Genomic DNA, 16,946 nt, shown 5'->3' on the forward strand with positions numbered 1-16,946 from the left:
GGCTCAGCCGCGCAGGTAGCTGAGCCGGACCTGGCGGGTGGTGTTGTCGCCGTTGGTGTCCACCAGGCACACCGACTGCCAGGTGCCCAGCGCCAGCTCGCCGCCGAGCACCGGGATGGTGGCGTGCGGGGCGACGAGCGCGGGCAGCACGTGGTCGCGGCCGTGGCCGGGGGAGCCGTGCCGGTGGCGCCAGCGGTCGTCGGCGGGCAGCAGCTCGCGCAGGATCGCCAGCAGGTCGGTGTCGCTGCCCGCGCCGGTCTCCAGCACCGCCACCCCGGCGGTGGCGTGCGGCACCCACACGTTGAGCAGGCCCTCGTCGGCGTCGCAGTCGGCGAGGAAGCGGGCGCAGTCGGCGGTCAGGTCGGCGACGGTCTCGGCGGAGCCGGTGCGCACCTCGAGCACGGTGGTCTTCATGGCTGTCCCGGGAAGGCAGTGGTGACGGGGTTGGTGGTCAGCGCGGCACGCCAGTAGGCGGCGCGCACCGCGCAGTCGGTGAGCGCCGCGGCGGCGGTGGCCCGCAGGCCGGTGGCGCTGGCGTCGGGCGCGGAGCGCTCCAGCACGGCCCGCCAGGCCACCGCGGTCTCGGTCTCCACCCGCACGCCCAGCTCGGCGGCCGTGATCGGGTCGTTGACCGCGACGGGCAGCGTGTAGCCGGCCGCGGCGTGCGGCGGGGTGGCGCCGGTGGCCCGCAGCGCCTCGCTGGTGGCGTCGCGGCGGGCGCGGTGTGCGGCGGAGACGGCGGTGACCCAGGCCTGGCGCTGCGGCGACGCGTGGGCGTCCACCACGCCGTAGGCGAACACGGCAGCGTGCTCGGCGGCCACGGCGTCGGCCAGGGCCTGCTGCTGCTCGGCGGCGTCGGGGGTGCGAGGGGTGCTCATGCCAGCACCGCCTGGTGGCTGGCGCAGGCGGCGGCGACGGAGCCCAGCAGCCCGGCGCGGTAGGCCGGCTCGGTCCGCGCCAGCTCGGCGGCGGCGCGCTCGTGGGCCTGCAGCTCGGTCTTGAGCTCGGCCACGGTGGCCGGGCCCGGGGTGGCCGGGGCCGTCGACCCGGCCGCGGACGTGGTGGCCGGCGGGTTGGTGGTGGTGGCCCCGGACTGCGGGGTGGCCGGGGTGGGGCCCGCGGCGCGGGTGACCTCCGCCTCGATGGCCTCGGCGTGCGCCGTGCGGTCGGCGGACACTGTGCTGAGCACCACAGCCTGCTCGGGAACGGTGGTGGCCAGCTGGGTGGCTGCGGCGGCGTCGGCACGGGCTGCGGCGGCGAGGGCGATCAGCGGGTCCACCCGAGGCTCGATGTCCTGTTCCTGCTGGTCAGGGCTGTCCGAGCCGCCCAGCACCCCGCACCCGCTGGCCGCCAGGGTCATTGCCACCGCAGTGGCACCGAGCGCGAAGCGGCGGCGGGTGAGCACCGGCAGGACGGGGCTTGTAACGGGAGGCACGACGGTCATCTTGCCAGCCGCGAGCCGCTAGTCTGAGCATTCGCGGGCGCACTCCAGTCGCCTGCCACAACTGCACGCCTCAACCCAGCTGGGAGCCCCACTCATGCCCGTCCCGCCCCCAGACAAGGTCACCGAGCTCATCGGTGACGTCGTCGCCGGCTTCGCCTGCGACCTGGAAGGTGTCACGGTCTCCGCAGCGGGCCGTCGCAGCGTCGTCCGCATCATCGTGGACTCCGAGGACGGGCTGGAGCTCGACGAGGTCGCCGAGCTGAGCCGGGCCATCTCCGCGGTGCTCGACGCCACGCCCGGCGTGGCCGACTCCTCCTACACCCTCGAGGTCACCACGCCCGGTGTGGACCGCCCGCTCACCCTGGAGCGGCACTGGCGCCGTGCCCGCGGCCGACGAGTCGCCGTCACCCTGGAGCAGGAGAAGGTGAGCGGCCGGGTGGGCGAGGTCGTCGACGGCACCGTGACGCTGGTGCTGACCGCTCGACCGCAGCCACAGGTGCGCACCGTCGCGCTGGCCGACGTCCGCGCCGCCGTGGTCGAGGTGGAGTTCTCCCGGCCGGACCCGGCCGAGCTGGCCATCACCGGAGCGCCCCGCGGTGCGGTCCCCGGGGAGCCGGTCGAGCTGGGGGAAGCGACCGGCGGCACCCATGACGACGACACCGAAGACCACGACACCGAAGACCACGACACCGAAGACACCGAAGACACCGAAGACACCGAAGACACCGAAGACAGTGACGCGGGGGGATCGAGCACGGTGGACAACGCCGTGGCGGACAACGAGGAGAACAAGTGAATATCGACGTCGCGGCCCTGCGCGCAATCGAGTCGGAGAAGGGCGTGTCCATCGAGACCGTCATCTCGGCGATCCAGTCCGCGCTGCTCACCGCGTACAAGCACGTCGACGGCCACCAGCCGGACGCCCGCATCGACGTCGACCGGCGAACCGGCCTGGTCCGGGTGATGGCCCGCGAGGTCGACTCCGAGGGCAACCTCGTCTCCGAGTGGGACGACACCCCGGAGGGCTTCGGCCGCATCGCCGCCACCACGGCGCGACAGGTGATCCTGCAGCGGCTGCGCGACGCCGAACACGAGCACACCTTCGGCGAGTTCGCCACGCACGAGGGCGAGATCGTCGGCGGCGTGGTGCAGCGCGACTCCCGGGCCAACGCCCGCGGCATGGTGGTGGTGCGCATCGGCAGCGAGGCCACCGGCGTGGAGGGCGTGATGCCACCGGCTGAGCAGGTGCCCGGGGAGAGCTACGAGCACGGCGAGCGGGTCAAGTGCTACGTCGTGGGCGTCACCCGCGGCCAGCGCGGGCCGGTCATCAGCCTCTCCCGCACCCACCCGAACCTGGTGCGCAAGCTCTTCGCCCTGGAGGTGCCCGAGATCGCGGACGGCTCCGTGGAGATCATGGCCGTCGCCCGCGAGGCCGGGCACCGGTCCAAGATCGCGGTGCGCACCAAGGTGGCGGGGCTCAACGCCAAGGGCGCCTGCATCGGTCCGATGGGGCAGCGCGTGCGCAACGTCATGAGCGAGCTGGCGGGGGAGAAGATCGACATCATCGACTACGACGACGACCCCGCCCGCTTCGTCGGCAACGCCCTGTCGCCGTCCAAGGTCGTCAGCGTCACCGTGGTGGACGAGGCGGCTCGCGCTGCGCGCGTGGTGGTCCCGGACTTCCAGCTGTCCCTGGCGATCGGCAAGGAAGGGCAGAACGCACGGCTGGCCGCGCGGCTCACCGGGTGGCGAATCGACATCCGCAGCGACGCGGCGCCGACCGACGAGACGGCCGCCGCGGGACCGGGTGAACGGGACGGTTCGTCGCAAGGCCGGCAGGAGCGCTAGACTTGTCCGTGGTCGAGCTTGACGCCCTGTGTTCCACTCGGTCCGCCGCGGCACACCAGCCGCAACGGACCTGTGTGGGGTGCCGGGTCCGGGCGTCGACCGCCGAACTGCTCAGGGTAGTTGCGCGAGGCTCGTGCGTGATCCCTGATCCGCAGCACAGGATGACCGGACGGGGTGCGTGGTTGCACCCCACCAGCCGGTGTCTGGACGCTGCGGAGCGGCGGCGAGCACTTCCCAGGGCACTGCGTGTTCCTGGTCCGCTCGACGTCAGTGCAGCAGCCGCCCTCGTGGCGGACAGTTCGGTGAGCACCACAGAGCATGCCCACCAAGGAAGACAGGCCAAGAACTCATGAGCACCCCGTGAAGTCTCAGTGATGAACGTCCGTCGGTTGTAACCGAGGTCGTGCGGATCTTGCCGCCGGCCTCCCAGTAAGGAGAGCAGTGGCAGGTAAGGCCCGCGTGCACGAGCTAGCGAAAGAGCTCGGTGTCACCAGCAAGGATGTTCTCGCCAAGCTCAAGGAGCAGGGCGAGTTCGTGAAGTCAGCGTCTTCCACGGTCGAGGCGCCAGTCGCCCGTCGACTGCGGGAGGCATTCCCCGGAGCGAACGGCAGCAGCGCGGCCCCCGCCGCGCAGCCCACGCCTGGTGGAGCCCGTCCGGGACCCCGTCCCGGCGCGCGTCCGTCCGCCCCCGAAGCGCCTGCAGCGCAGCAGCCGTCCGGCCCCCGGCCGGGCGCTCCCGCGCCGTCGCCGGCCCAGCAGGCTCCTGCCCCGCAGGCACCTGCCGCCCAGCGTCCGGAGCCGCAGGCCCCGGCCGCGCAGGCTCCGGCCCCGCAGGCACCCGCGGCTCGGGCCACCTCGGCCAAGCCCGGTGCGCCCGCACCGCAGGCCCCCGCGGCAGCTCCGGCTCCCGCGCCGCAGGCTCCTGCCCCGCAGGCACCGGCAGCTCCGGAGCCCCAGGCCCCCGCGGCTCAGGCTCCCGCAGCCCAGGCTCCGTCGGCCCCGTCGCCGGCCGGACCCAAGCCTGGTCCCAAGGCTCCGGCGCCCAAGGCTCCGCGAGTGGGCAACAACCCGTTCAGCTCTGCCCCGACGCCGCCGCGCCCTGCGGCTGCCCCGCGTCCGGGTGCAGCGCCTGCCCCCGGTGCCGGTGCTCCGCGCCCGGGTGCACCGCGTCCGGCCGCCGGTCCTGGCGGACCGCGTCCGGCTCCTGGCGCCGGTGGTCCCCGGCCCAGCCCTGGCAACATGCCGCCGCGTCCCAGCCCGGGTGCGATGCCCCAGCGCGCGGCCCGTCCGGCCGCCGGTCCTGGTGGTCGTCCCGGTCGTCCGGGTGCTCCCGGCGGTGCTCGCACCGGCGGTCCCGGTGGCGGCGGCAATTACCGCGGTGGTGGCACCGGTGCGCCGGCAGGTCCCCCCGCGGGCTCCGGCTTCCGGGGTCGTCCCGGTGGCGGCAACCGCGGTCGCGGTGCTGCGGCTGGTGCCTTCGGTCGCGCGGGCGGTCCCGTCCGTCGCGGTCGCAAGTCGAAGCGGGCGAAGCGCGCCGAGTACGAGAGCATGCAGGCGCCCGCCGTCGGCGGCGTGCGGCTGCCGCACGGCAACGGCGAGACCATCCGGCTCGCCCGCGGTGCCTCGCTGTCGGACTTCGCCGAGAAGATCGACGCGAACCCCGCTGCGCTGGTGCAGGCCCTGTTCCACCTCGGTGAGATGGTCACGGCCACCCAGTCGGTCAACGACGAGATCCTGGAGCTGCTCGGCTCCGAGATGAACTACGTCGTGCAGGTGGTCAGCCCGGAGGACGAGGACCGCGAGCTGCTCAACGCCTTCGACCTCACCTACGGCGAGGACGAGGGCGGCGAGGAGGACCTCGTCGTGCGTCCGCCGGTGGTCACCGTCATGGGTCACGTCGACCACGGAAAGACCCGACTGCTGGACACCATCCGCAAGGAGAACGTCCGCGAGGGCGAGGCCGGTGGCATCACCCAGCACATCGGTGCCTACCAGGTGCTCACCGAGCTCGAGGGCAACCAGCGACTGGTCACCTTCATCGACACCCCCGGTCACGAGGCGTTCACCGCCATGCGTGCCCGTGGTGCGAAGGCCACCGACCTGGCGATCCTGGTGGTTGCCGCCGACGACGGCGTCATGCCGCAGACGGTGGAGGCCATCAACCACGCCCAGGCAGCGGACGTGCCGATCGTGGTGGCGGTGAACAAGATCGACAAGGAGGGGGCCAACCCCGAGAAGATCCGCCAGCAGCTCACCGAGTACAACCTGGTGGCCGAGGAGTACGGCGGCGACACGATGTTCGTCGACATCTCCGCCAAGCAGGGCACGAACATCGACGCCCTGCTGGAGGCCGTGCTGCTCACCGCGGACGCGGCGCTGGACCTGCGGGCCAACCCGGACATGGACGCCCAGGGTGTGGCCATCGAGGCCCACCTCGACCGCGGCCGTGGCCCGGTGGCCACCGTGCTCATCCAGCGAGGCACGCTGCGCGTCGGTGACTCCGTCGTCGCCGGTGACGCCTACGGTCGGGTGCGCCGGATGGTCGACGAGCACGGCGAGGACGTCCTCGAGGCGACCCCGTCGCGCCCGGTGCAGGTCATCGGGTTCACCTCGGTGCCCGGTGCCGGCGACAACCTGCTGAAGGTCGACGAGGACCGCATCGCGCGGCAGATCGCCGACCGTCGCAACGCGCGCAAGCGCAACGCGCTGCAGGCTCGCTCCCGCAAGCGGATCAGCCTGGACGACCTGGATGCGGCGCTCAAGGAGACCAACGAGCTCAACCTCATCCTCAAGGGCGACAACTCCGGAACGGTGGAGGCCCTCGAGGAGGCGCTGTACAACATCCAGATCGACGACGAGGTGCAGCTGCGCGTCATCGACCGCGGTGTCGGTGGCATCACCGAGACCAACGTCAACCTGGCGGCCGCGTCCAACGCGATCATCATCGGATTCAACGTCCGCGCGGAGGGCAAGGCCACTGAGCTGGCCACTCGCGAGGGTGTCGACATCCGGTACTACACGGTGATCTACCAGGCCATCGACGAGATCGAGAGCGCGCTCAAGGGCATGCTCAAGCCGATCTACGAAGAGGTCGAGCTGGGCCGCGCGGAGATCCGGGCACTGTTCCGCTCCTCCAAGGTCGGCACGATCGCCGGTTGCATGGTCAAGTCCGGCCAGGTCAAGCGCAACGCCAAGGCCCGGCTCATCCGGGACGGTCGCGTCATCGCCGAGAACGTCAACGTCACCTCGCTGCGGCGGGAGAAGGAAGACGTCACGGAGGTTCGCGAGGGCTTCGAGTGTGGTTTGACCCTGTCGTACTCCGACATCAAGGTCGACGACATCATCGAGACCTACGAGATGCGCGAGAAGCCGCGCGACTAGTCCGCAACGCGCGGGTTGGGTGTGCCACGAGCACACCCAACCCGCGCGGTTGTGGCTCGACCAGCCGGAGGTGCCGACGTGTACGTGGGTGTCCTCGAGCTGGACGTGCTCCTCGGTGACGTCGCCTCGCTCAAGCAGAAGCGCTCCGTGGTCCGGCCCGTGGTGGCCGAGCTGCGGCGCCGCTTCGAGGTGTCGGTGGCCGAGGCTGGACTGCAGGACCGGTACCGGCGCAGCGTGATCGGTGTTGCCGTCGTCTCGTCGGATGCTGCTCACATGCACCAGGTGCTGGACTCCTGCGAGCGTATGGTGGCCGGGCGGCCGGAGCTTGACCTGCTCTCGGCGCACCGCCGGGTCCTCGGCCCGCACGACTAGCCGCCGCTGGTCTCAGTGGCACTGGCGGACAACGCTTCTCGTGCCGGGCCGGCGTCGGCCCCGCAGGCGCACGAACCCCATACTGAACAACATTCATCCACGACACTGATGAGGACGGTGGCCGTCATGGCCGACCCCGCGCGGGCGCGCAAGCTTGCGAAGCGGATCTCCCAGATCGTCGCCACGGCGATCGAGCACGAGGTGAAGGACCCCCGGCTCGACCTGGTGACCATCACCGACACCAAGGTGACCGCGGACCTGCACGACGCGACGATCTTCTACACGGTGATGGGGGCCAAGGTCGACGAGGAGCCGGACTACCAGGGCGCCGCGATCGCGCTGGAGCAGGCCAAGGGTGCGCTGCGCACCCGGGTGGGCGCCGGCACCGGCGTGCGGTTCACCCCGACGCTGACCTTCGTGGCCGACACGGTGCCCGACACCGCGCGCCACATGGAGGAGCTGCTCGCCAAGACTCGGGCCCGCGACGCCGAGGTGGCGGCCGCGGCAGCGCGGGCCGTCCCGGCCGGCGAGCCCGATCCCTACCGAGTCCCGCGCGTCCGCGAGGACGACGAGGACGTGGTGGACCGCAGCAGCCTCGGTGGTGCAGGCACCGACTGATGACCGCCTCGTCCGAGATCAGCGCGTCCGAGGCCGCCACCCTGCTGGGGACGGCGGAGGCTGTCACCGTGCTGTGCCACGTGAACCCGGACGCCGACGCGCTGGGCAGCGCGCTCGCCCTGGGCATCGCGCTGCGCCGCGCGGACATCGGGGTGCAGGTGTCCTTCGCCGACCCGGCGGTGCCCTCGGAGTCGCTGCGCTCGCTGCCGGGCCAGGACCTGCTGGTGCCGCCCACGGAGGTGGACCCCGCCCCCGGCCTGCTGGTGGTGGTGGACTGCGGCAGCAGCGGACGCCTGGGCGACCTGCGCGACCGGGTGGACACCGCCAAGCAGACGCTGGTGATCGACCACCACGCGTCCAACACCTACTTCGGCAGCGCCAACCTGGTGGACCCGTTCGCGGAGTCCACCACGGTGCTGGTGGCCGACGTGCTCGCCGCGTGGGGCGTGGAGCTCGACCGGGACCTGGCGTACTGCCTGTACGCCGGCCTGGTCACCGACACCTCCTCGTTCCGGCGCGCCCGGCCGCAGACCCACGAGCTGGCGTCCCGGCTCATCGCCACGGGGCTCAACCCGGTGGAGGTGGTGCGCCCGCTGATGGACACCCACCCCTTCGCCTGGCTGCAGCTGCTCTCCCGCGTGCTGGGCTCGGCGGTGCTGGAGCGCTCCGCCGCGGGTGGGCGTGGCCTGGCCTACGCGGTGGTCCCCGCTGCCGACATCGGGGGACTGCGGTCGGAGGAGACCGAGAGCATCATCGACCTGGTCGCCACCGCCTCGGAGGCCGAGGTGGCCGCGGTGCTCAAGCAGACCAGCGAGCTGGGCTGGACGGTGTCCCTGCGCGCCAAGAGCGAGGTGGACGTCGCTGCGGCGGCCACCGCGCTGGGCGGCGGCGGGCACCGGCTGGCCGCCGGGTACTCCGCGGTGGGCACGGCCGAGGAGGTCGTCGCCGCGCTGCTGGCCGTGCTCGGATGAGCCGCGCAGCAGACCGGGACGACCGCCCCACCCCGCAGGCCGCCGACACCCTCCCGCGCGAGGAGGGATCCGCCGGGCAGGTTGCGCGGCTGGCGCTGCCCGCGCTGGGCGTGCTGGCCGCCGAGCCGGTCTACCTGCTGGTGGACACCGCCGTCGTCGGCCACCTCGGTGCGGTGCCGCTGGGTGCGCTGGCCGTGGGAGCGGTGGTGCTGGCCCAGGTCAGCACCCAGCTCACGTTCCTCTCCTACGGCACCACCGCCCGGGCGGCCCGGCTGCACGGTGCGCACCGCCGGGCGGACGCCGTCACCGAGGGTGCGCAGGCCACCTGGCTGGCCATGGCCATCGGGGTGCTGGTGGTGCTCGGGGTGCAGCTGTTCGCCGGCCCGATCACCCGGGTGCTGGCCGGCGGCGGCGAGGTGGCTGCCGAGGCCGAGCAGTGGCTGCGCATCGCCGTGCTCGGCGCCCCGCTCATCCTGGTGACGCTGGCGGGCAACGGCTGGATGCGGGGCGTGCAGGACACCGTGCGCCCGCTGCGCTACGTGGTGGTGGGCAACGCCGTCTCGGCGGTGCTCTGCCCGGTGCTGGTGCACCCGGTGGGGATGGGCCTGGCCGGTTCCGCGGTGGCCAACGTGGTGGCGCAGGTGCTGGCCGCTGCGCTGTTCCTGCAGGCCCTGCGCCGGGAGGCGCACGCGCAGCCGGGGGTGCGGCTGCGGCCCCAGCCGGCGCTGATGTGGGCGCAGCTCGTGCTGGGCCGCGACCTGCTGCTGCGCAGCCTCGGCTTTCAGCTCTGCTTCCTCTCCGCCGCCGCGGTGGCCGCCCGCTTCGGCGCGGCCAGCGTGGCCGCGCACCAGGTGGTGCTGCAGCTGTGGAACTTCGTGGCGCTGGTGCTGGACTCCCTCGCCATCGCCGCCCAGGCGCTGGTGGGCGCGGCGCTGGGTGCCTCGCGCACCGCCTCGGCGCGGGCGCTGGCCTGGCGGATCACCCGCTGGTCGGCGGTGCTGGGCGTCGGGCTGGCCCTGGCCTTCGCCGCCGCCAGCGGGCTGTTGCCGCGGGTGTTCACCGCCGACGCCGCCGTGCTCGCCGAGATCCCCAAGGCGTGGTGGTTCCTGGTGGCGATGATGCCGGTGGCCGGGGTGGTCTTCGCCCTGGACGGCGTGCTGCTGGGTGCCGGGGACGCACGGTTCCTGCGCACCGCCACCCTGGGCTCGGCGGTGCTGGGCTTCCTGCCGCTGATCTGGCTCTCCCTGGCCCTGGACTGGGGCCTGGTCGGCATCTGGACCGGGCTCAGCGTCTTCATGCTGCTGCGCCTGGCCGCCGTGGTGGTGCGCACCCGGTCGGGGCGCTGGGCGGTGGCCGGCGCCACCCGGTCGTGACGGGGTCCACCCGGAAGTGACGGGGTCCACCCGGCGCCCAACGGGTGGTCCGGGCGCACCGGCGGCTCTGGCAGGATCGGTGCAGTGTCCCAGCTCCCTGACAACGACGGCCTGACCGGCGCCGGCCTGCTCGTGGTGGACAAGCCCGCGGGCCTGACCAGCCACGACGTGGTGGCCCGCTGCCGCAAGCTGCTCAACACCCGCAAGATCGGCCACGCCGGCACCCTCGACCCGATGGCCACCGGCGTGCTGGTGCTGGGGGTGGAGCGCGCCACCAAGATGCTCGGCCTGCTCAGCCTCACCACCAAGGCCTACACCGCCACCATCCGGCTCGGGCAGTCCAGCAGCACCGACGACGCCGAGGGCGAGGTGCAGACGGTCGGCGACCCCAGCGGGCTCAGCGACGACGCCGTCGACCAGGTGATCGCCGGGCTCACCGGTGCCATCGAGCAGGTGCCCGCCACCGTCAGCGCCATCAAGGTCGACGGCCAGCGCGCCCACGCCCGGGTGCGGGCGGGGGAGCAGGTGGACCTGGCCGCCCGCTCGGTCGTCGTGTCCCGGCTGCACGTCAACGCCCGACGCCGCACCACCACCGCCGACGGCGACCCCGTGCTCGACCTGGACGTGGACGTGGAGTGCTCCTCGGGCACCTACGTGCGGGCGCTGGCCCGCGACCTCGGCGCCACCCTGGAGGTGGGCGGCCACCTCACCGCGCTGCGGCGCACCCGGGTGGGCTCGTTCACCCTGGAGCACGCCCGCACCCTGGAGGAGCTGGCCGAGGCGCCCCGGGTGAGCCTGGACGTGGACGAGGCGATCCGGGCGGCCTTCGGGTCGCGGGAGGTCACCGCCGAGCAGGCCGAGTCGGTCAGCCAGGGCCGCTGGCTGGAGCCGGTGGGGATCGAGGGGGTGCACGCCGCGGTCGGCCCGGACGGGCTGGCGGTGGCGCTGCTGGAGGAGACGGGCAACCGAGCCCGCACGGTGATGGTGGTGCGCCCGGCCACGCTGCGCGCCGAGCACCTCGCCCAGCACCGCTCCCAGCAGCAGGTTGGCACCAACTGATCCGGATCCAGGTCTGCCACTAGGGTGATGGTGTGCAGAGGTGGCGAGGACTTGACGGAGTACCGGCCGGGTGGGGGCGCTGCGTCGTCACCATCGGCGTCTTCGACGGGGTGCACCGCGGGCACGCCCAGCTGATCTCCACGGCGGTGCAGCACGCCCGCGCCCGCAACGTGCCGTGCGTGCTGCTCACCTTCGACCCGCACCCCGCCGAGGTGGTCCGCCCGGGCAGCCACCCCGCGCAGCTGAGCACCCTGGCCCGCCGGGCCGACCTGGCCGAGGAGCTGGGCGTGGACGTGTTCTGCGTGCTGCCCTTCACCGCCGAGCTGTCCCGGCTGTCCGCCGAGGGCTTCGTGCACGAGGTGCTGGTGGAGCGCCTGCACGCCGCCGACGTGGTGGTGGGGCAGAACTTCACCTTCGGCCGCGGCGGCAAGGGCGACATCGAGACCCTGCACCGGCTGGGGCAGCGCTTCGGCTTCAGCACCGACGGCGTGGGCCTGCTGGTGGAGCACGACGTCACCTTCTCCTCCACCTACATCCGCTCCTGCGTGGACGCCGGCGACGTGCAGGCCGCGGCCGAGGCGCTCGGCCGTCCGCACCGGTTGGAGGGTGTGGTGGTGCGCGGTGACGGCCGGGGCCGCGACCTGGGCTACCCCACCGCCAACATCGCCCCGCCGATGCACTCCGCCATCCCTGCCGACGGGGTCTACGCCGCGTGGTTCACCCTGCTGGGCAAGGGGCCCACGGTGGGCAGCGTGACCCCCGGCGAGCGCTGTCCGGCCGCGGTCTCGGTGGGCACCAACCCCACCTTCTCCGGCCGCACCCGCACCGTGGAGGCCTTCGTGCTCGACACCACCGCCGACCTCTACGGCCAGTACGTGGCAGTGGACTTCGTGGCGCGGCTGCGCGGCATGGAGAAGTTCGACCAGGTCACCGACCTGACGGCCGCGATGGCCCACGACATCGAGCGCACCCGGGAGCTGCTGGGGGTTGCGCCGGAGGGCGACCGGGGGTGAGCACGGCCGAGACGGTCCGCCGGAACCTGGACAAGCAGCGGGAGTACTACGGCGAACCGTTCGGCGAGCGTGCCCGCCGCCTGGTGGTGGAGTTCGACATCTCCCAGGCTCAGCTGGCCGCCGTGCTCGGAGTCAGCGCACCCATGCTCAGCCAGGTGATGAGCGGGCGCCGGCAGAAGCTGGCCAACCCGGTGGCGCTGGCCCGCCTGGTGCTGCTGGAGCGGGCTGCGCTCACCATCGCCGGGCAGGCCCGGCGCCGGCAGGTCCTGCACGAGGTGGCCACCGCGGCGCCGGCAGTGGTGGTGGCCCAGGCGGCGGGGGAGCGCGGGCCGGTGCACGCCGCCGTCGCGGCGGGAACGCCGTCGCTGGTGCAGGCGTTGCGCGAGCTGTGCGGGTCCGACGAGCTCGCCCGGTGTGCCCAGCTGGTCGCGGCGGAGTCTCCGGTGCTGGCCAGGCTGTTGTCGCAGGCTGCGGTATCTGCTCCCTGCTAGTGTGGGCAGAAGGTGTGGCTGCGGTCCGTGGCGGCGACACCCGGCCAGCACTGGTCACGGCGGTCACTCAGGACCGCCCCGGTCGCCTCCGGCAGCACCGCGCAGGGCTCTGCTCCTGCCGGGTCCGCCCGGCGACCGTCCCGCACGGACGTCAGTGAACGAGGAGATCAGTACGTGGCGTTGAGCACCGAGGACAAGAAGGCCATTCTCAGCGAGTACGGCCTGCACGAGTCCGACACCGGGTCCCCCGAGGCCCAGGTCGCGCTGCTGACCAAGCGCATCCGCGACCTCACCGAGCACCTGAAGATGCACAAGCACGACCACCACTCCCGCCGCGGCCTGCTGCTGCTGGTCGGGCGTCGTCGTCGCCTGCTCAAGTACGTCGCCAAGGTCGACATCGAGCGCTACCGCTCGCTGATCGAGCGGCTCGGTCTGCGTCGCTGATGCAACCCGGTGGGGTCGGGCCTCGCGGCGTGACCCCACCGGACCGCACCACCTGCTCCACCAGAACCACCAGCTCCACCAGGGAACACTCCCACTCCGCCGCGCCGGAGCACGCGTGAGTCGGTCCTCGGTAGTGGCACTCGGACGCCAGGCACACCTGGACGAGCCCGAGCGCTTCGATCGAAGGCCGCCGTCCCGCGACAGGTCCGCCCACGGACCGGGCGCGACGCGGAGGCAGACGAGGAAAAGACGAGAGGTAGCTACATGAGCGAGACCAACCAGAACGACCAGAGCTTCGAGGACGAGGGCGTGTACGAGGCCACCGCGGTCATCGACAACGGCACCTACGGCCAGCGCACCATCCGGTTCGAGACCGGCCACCTGGCCCAGCAGGCCAACGGCGCCGTGGTGGCGTACCTGGACGAGGAGACGATGCTGCTCTCCGCGACCAGCGCCTCCAAGCACCCCAAGGACCACCTGGACTTCTTCCCGCTGACCGTGGACGTGGAGGAGCGGATGTACGCCGCGGGCCGCATCCCCGGCTCCTTCTTCCGTCGCGAGGGCCGTCCCTCCACCGACGCCGTGCTCACCTGCCGGCTCATCGACCGGCCGCTGCGCCCCACCTTCAAGGCCGGGCTGCGCAACGAGATCCAGGTCGTCATCACCGTGATGAGCCTGAACCCCAACGACCTGTACGACGTGGTGGCCATCAACGCCGCGTCCGCGTCCACCCAGATCGCCGGGCTGCCCTTCTCCGGCCCCGTCGGTGGCGTGCGCGTCGCCATGGTCGACGGCCAGTGGATCGGCTTCCCGACCGTCGAGCAGCTCGAGCGCGCCACCTTCAACATGGTGGTCGCCGGCCGCATCGTGTCCGGCTCCGGCGCTGACGCCGACGTCGCCATCATGATGGTGGAGGCCGAGGCCACCGACACCGTGGTCGCCAAGATCGCGGACGGCGCGCAGGCGCCCACCGAGTCGATCGTGGCCGCCGGCCTCGAGGCGGCCAAGCCGTTCATCGCCGCGCTGTGCACCGCCCAGCAGGAGCTGGCCAGCAAGGCCGCCAAGCCCACTGGTGAGTTCCCGATCTTCCCGGCCTACGGCGACGACGTGTTCGCCGCGGTCGAGGGCTCGGCGTCGATCGACCTGGGCAAGGCCCTCACCATCGCCGGCAAGTCCGAGCGCGAGGACCGCCTGGACGAGGTCAAGGACCGCGTGCTCACCTCCATCGGCGACGAGTTCGCCGGTCGCGAGAAGGAGATCGGTGCGGCGTTCCGCGCGCTGACCAAGAAGCTGGTCCGCCAGCGGGTGCTGCGCGACAAGGTGCGCATCGACGGTCGCGGCCTCACCGACATCCGTTCCCTCTCGGCCGAGGTCGCGCTCATCCCGCGCGCCCACGGCTCGGCGCTGTTCGAGCGCGGCGAGACCCAGATCCTGGGCGTCACCACGCTGGACATGGTCAAGATGGCGCAGCAGATCGACTCGCTGGGCCCGGAGACCAAGAAGCGCTACATGCACCACTACAACTTCCCGCCGTACTCCACCGGTGAGACCGGTCGCGTGGGCTCGCCCAAGCGCCGCGAGATCGGCCACGGCGCGCTGGCGGAGCGGGCCCTGATGCCCGTGCTGCCCAGCCAGGAGGAGTTCCCCTACGCCATCCGGCAGGTCTCCGAGGCGCTGAGCTCCAACGGCTCCACCTCCATGGGCTCGGTGTGTGCCTCCACCATGTCGCTGCTCAACGCCGGTGTGCCGCTGAAGGCGCCCGTCGCCGGCATCGCCATGGGCCTGATCTCCGACCAGGTCGACGGCAAGACCGAGTACGTCGCCATCACCGACATCCTCGGTGCGGAGGACGCCTTCGGTGACATGGACTTCAAGGTCGCCGGCACCAAGGACTTCGTGACGGCGCTACAGCTGGACACCAAGCTCGACGGCATCCCCTCGGAGGTGCTCGCCGCGGCCCTGACCCAGGCCCGCGACGCGCGCATCACCATCCTCGAGGTGATGGCCGAGGCCATCGACGAGCCCGACGAGATGAGCCCCTTCGCCCCGCGGGTCACCGCCATCAAGGTGCCCACGGACAAGATCGGCGAGGTCATCGGCCCCAAGGGCAAGATGATCAACTCCATCACGGAGCAGACCGGCGCCAACATCTCCATCGAGGATGACGGCACCGTGTACGTGGGGGCGGCCGACGGCCCGTCCGCGCAGGCAGCGATCGACATGATCAACGCCATCGCCAACCCCCAGCTGCCCAAGGTGGGCGAGCGGTTCCTGGGCACGGTCGTCAAGACCACCGCCTTCGGCGCCTTCGTCTCCCTGCTGCCCGGCCGTGACGGCCTGGTGCACATCTCCAAGCTGGGCAACGGCAAGCGCATCGACAAGGTCGAGGACGTCGTCAGCATCGGCAGCAAGCTCCGCGTGGAGATCGCCGACATCGACAACCGGGGCAAGATCAGCCTGGTTCCCGTCGAGGACGCAGCCGAGGCTCCGGCAGCCGAGGGCTCTGCGCCTCAGGGTTCTGCGTCTCAGGGTTCTGCGTCCTGAGCGCAGCAGACCGAGCAACCACCGCGGCGGTCGCGGGTGCACCCAGCACCCGTGACCGCCGCGGCGGCGTGTCCGGGGTCAGCGCCAGCACCCACACCACCGAGCTGATCGGCGGCGCGCGGCGCAGCGTGCTGCCCAGCGGCCTGCGGGTGGTCACCGAGCACGTGCCCGGGGTGCACTCCGCCGCGGTCGGGCTGTGGGTGGCGGTGGGCTCGCGGGACGAGGACCCCAGCGTGGCCGGGGCGGCGCACTACCTGGAGCACCTGCTGTTCAAGGGGACCCCGAGCCGCTCCGCGCTGGACATCGCCCAGGCCATGGACGCCGTCGGTGGTGAGCTCAACGCCTTCACCGCCAAGGAGTACACCTGCTTCTACGCGCACGTCCTGGACGCCGACCTGCCGATGGCGATCGAGCTGGTCAGCGACGTGGTGCTGCGCGGGGTGTGCGCGGAGGCTGACGTGGAGACCGAGCGCAACGTGGTGCTCGAGGAGATCGCCATGCGCGACGACGACCCCGAGGACCTGGTGCACGAGGCGTTCGCCGAGGTGCTCTTCGGCGCGCACCCGCTCGGCCGGCCGATCATCGGCAGCGTGGAGTCGGTGGAGGCGATGACGCCGGAGCAGCTGCGCACCTTCCACACCCGCCGCTACACTCCGCCGCGGCTGGTGCTCGCCGCCGCCGGCAACGTGGACCACGACGCCGTGCTGGCGCAGGTCACCGCCACCCTCGGCAGCCACCCCGCGGCGGCCCCGGTCGCCGTCCGCGGCGGGGTCGCCGAGCTGGCCGGCCGGCCCGGCACCAGCGTCACCGAGCGGGACAGCGAGCAGGCCCACGTGGTGCTGGGCAGCCGGGGGCTGGGCCGCCACGACGAGGCCCGCTGGGCGCTGTCGGTGCTCAGCGCCGCCGTGGGCGGCGGCATGAGCTCGCGGCTGTTCCAGCAGGTCCGCGAGCAGCGCGGCCTGGCGTACTCGATCTACTCCAGCGTGGACACCTACGCCGACACCGGGGCGTTCTCGGTGTACGCGGGCTGCCAGCCGGAGAACCTCGGCGAGGTGGTGGCCGTGATCGACGAGGTGCTGGCCACCGTCGCCGCCGACGGCATCACCGAGGCCGAGCTGGCCCGCGGCAAGGGGCAGCTGCGCGGTGCGCTGGTGCTCGGCCTGGAGGACACCCCGTCCCGGATGAGCCGGCTGGGCCGCAGCGAGGTCAACTACGCCGAGCACCTCGACGTCGAGGAGACCCTGGCCCGCATCGACGCAGTCACCTGCGCCGACGTCGCCGCCGTGGCGGCGGACGTGCTGCGGCGTCCTGTCGGGGTGGCTGTGGTCGGCCCGTACGCTCACGCTGACGAGCTTCCCCACCAGGTACGTGCCGCATGCCGATGAACG

17 protein-coding genes are annotated in these 16,946 nt (G+C 72.6%); 14 read left to right on the forward strand and 3 right to left on the reverse strand.

Annotated features, from left to right (window positions below; all coding sequences use genetic code 11):
- Positions 1-3 precede the first annotated feature (3 nt).
- Genes AC3YO9_RS16020 through AC3YO9_RS16030 form a run of 3 tightly spaced genes read right to left on the reverse strand, consistent with a single transcriptional unit; the run spans position 4 to position 1,444 of the window.
- The gene (locus AC3YO9_RS16020) at positions 4-414 is read right to left on the reverse strand and encodes a YjbQ family protein (RefSeq protein ID WP_489983871.1); all 411 of its coding nucleotides are present in this window, start codon (positions 412-414) and stop codon (positions 4-6) included.
- Positions 411-878, reverse strand: a complete 468-nt coding sequence (locus tag AC3YO9_RS16025) for a DUF4439 domain-containing protein (RefSeq protein WP_127782375.1) — start codon at positions 876-878, stop codon at positions 411-413. Before AC3YO9_RS16025 ends, AC3YO9_RS16020 begins: the two co-directional genes overlap by 4 nt.
- The gene (locus AC3YO9_RS16030) at positions 875-1,444 is read right to left on the reverse strand and encodes a hypothetical protein (RefSeq protein ID WP_489983872.1); all 570 of its coding nucleotides are present in this window, start codon (positions 1,442-1,444) and stop codon (positions 875-877) included. The genes AC3YO9_RS16025 and AC3YO9_RS16030 overlap by 4 nt, the downstream gene beginning before the upstream one ends.
- A gap of 94 nt (positions 1,445-1,538) precedes the next feature.
- Here AC3YO9_RS16030 and rimP point away from each other — a divergent pair, with 94 nt between their 5' ends.
- From rimP to AC3YO9_RS16100, 14 genes are all read left to right on the forward strand, one after another.
- Positions 1,539-2,240 (forward strand): ribosome maturation factor RimP, encoded by a 702-nt coding sequence (rimP, locus tag AC3YO9_RS16035; RefSeq protein ID WP_489983873.1) that lies wholly within the window; start codon positions 1,539-1,541, stop codon positions 2,238-2,240.
- Positions 2,237-3,292 carry a transcription termination factor NusA gene (gene nusA / locus AC3YO9_RS16040; protein WP_127782378.1) on the forward strand — a complete coding sequence of 352 codons (1,056 nt, stop codon included), beginning with the start codon at positions 2,237-2,239 and terminating at the stop codon, positions 3,290-3,292. The genes rimP and nusA overlap by 4 nt, the downstream gene beginning before the upstream one ends.
- Before the next feature lie 74 nt (positions 3,293-3,366).
- A complete protein-coding gene (locus tag AC3YO9_RS16045) occupies positions 3,367-3,645 on the forward strand; it encodes a YlxR family protein (RefSeq protein ID WP_346773869.1) in 279 nt (92 codons plus the stop codon).
- Positions 3,646-3,733: 88 nt separating this feature from the next.
- Complete coding sequence (gene infB / locus AC3YO9_RS16050) at positions 3,734-6,673, forward strand: translation initiation factor IF-2 (protein WP_489983874.1); 2,940 nt, start codon at positions 3,734-3,736, stop codon at positions 6,671-6,673.
- A 78-nt stretch (positions 6,674-6,751) separates the two neighbouring features.
- A complete protein-coding gene (locus AC3YO9_RS16055) occupies positions 6,752-7,045 on the forward strand; it encodes a DUF503 domain-containing protein (RefSeq protein ID WP_127782379.1) in 294 nt (97 codons plus the stop codon).
- A gap of 126 nt (positions 7,046-7,171) precedes the next feature.
- On the forward strand, positions 7,172-7,663 hold the full coding sequence (rbfA, locus tag AC3YO9_RS16060) for a 30S ribosome-binding factor RbfA (protein ID WP_127782380.1): 492 nt from the start codon (positions 7,172-7,174) through the stop codon (positions 7,661-7,663).
- A complete protein-coding gene (locus AC3YO9_RS16065; RefSeq protein WP_489983875.1) occupies positions 7,663-8,634 on the forward strand; it encodes a DHH family phosphoesterase in 972 nt (323 codons plus the stop codon). The genes rbfA and AC3YO9_RS16065 overlap by 1 nt, the downstream gene beginning before the upstream one ends.
- A complete protein-coding gene (locus AC3YO9_RS16070; protein ID WP_489983876.1) occupies positions 8,631-10,007 on the forward strand; it encodes an MATE family efflux transporter in 1,377 nt (458 codons plus the stop codon). Before AC3YO9_RS16065 ends, AC3YO9_RS16070 begins: the two co-directional genes overlap by 4 nt.
- 84 nt (positions 10,008-10,091) lie before the next feature.
- Positions 10,092-11,066 (forward strand): tRNA pseudouridine(55) synthase TruB, encoded by a 975-nt coding sequence (gene truB / locus AC3YO9_RS16075; protein ID WP_489983877.1) that lies wholly within the window; start codon positions 10,092-10,094, stop codon positions 11,064-11,066.
- 32 nt (positions 11,067-11,098) lie between these two features.
- Positions 11,099-12,079, forward strand: a complete 981-nt coding sequence (locus AC3YO9_RS16080; RefSeq protein WP_489983878.1) for a bifunctional riboflavin kinase/FAD synthetase — start codon at positions 11,099-11,101, stop codon at positions 12,077-12,079.
- The gene (locus AC3YO9_RS16085) at positions 12,076-12,570 is read left to right on the forward strand and encodes a helix-turn-helix domain-containing protein (RefSeq protein ID WP_489983879.1); all 495 of its coding nucleotides are present in this window, start codon (positions 12,076-12,078) and stop codon (positions 12,568-12,570) included. The genes AC3YO9_RS16080 and AC3YO9_RS16085 overlap by 4 nt, the downstream gene beginning before the upstream one ends.
- Positions 12,571-12,744: 174 nt before the next feature.
- Complete coding sequence (gene rpsO, locus AC3YO9_RS16090; RefSeq protein ID WP_127782386.1) at positions 12,745-13,014, forward strand: 30S ribosomal protein S15; 270 nt, start codon at positions 12,745-12,747, stop codon at positions 13,012-13,014.
- A 264-nt stretch (positions 13,015-13,278) separates the two neighbouring features.
- Positions 13,279-15,558 carry a polyribonucleotide nucleotidyltransferase gene (locus AC3YO9_RS16095; protein WP_489983880.1) on the forward strand — a complete coding sequence of 760 codons (2,280 nt, stop codon included), beginning with the start codon at positions 13,279-13,281 and terminating at the stop codon, positions 15,556-15,558.
- Entirely contained in the window at positions 15,555-16,943 is a 1,389-nt protein-coding gene (locus AC3YO9_RS16100) for a M16 family metallopeptidase (RefSeq protein WP_489984086.1), read from the forward strand. The genes AC3YO9_RS16095 and AC3YO9_RS16100 overlap by 4 nt, the downstream gene beginning before the upstream one ends.
- Positions 16,944-16,946 lie beyond the last annotated feature (3 nt).

Source organism: Rhodococcus sp. Z6_132, from assembly GCF_058133635.1.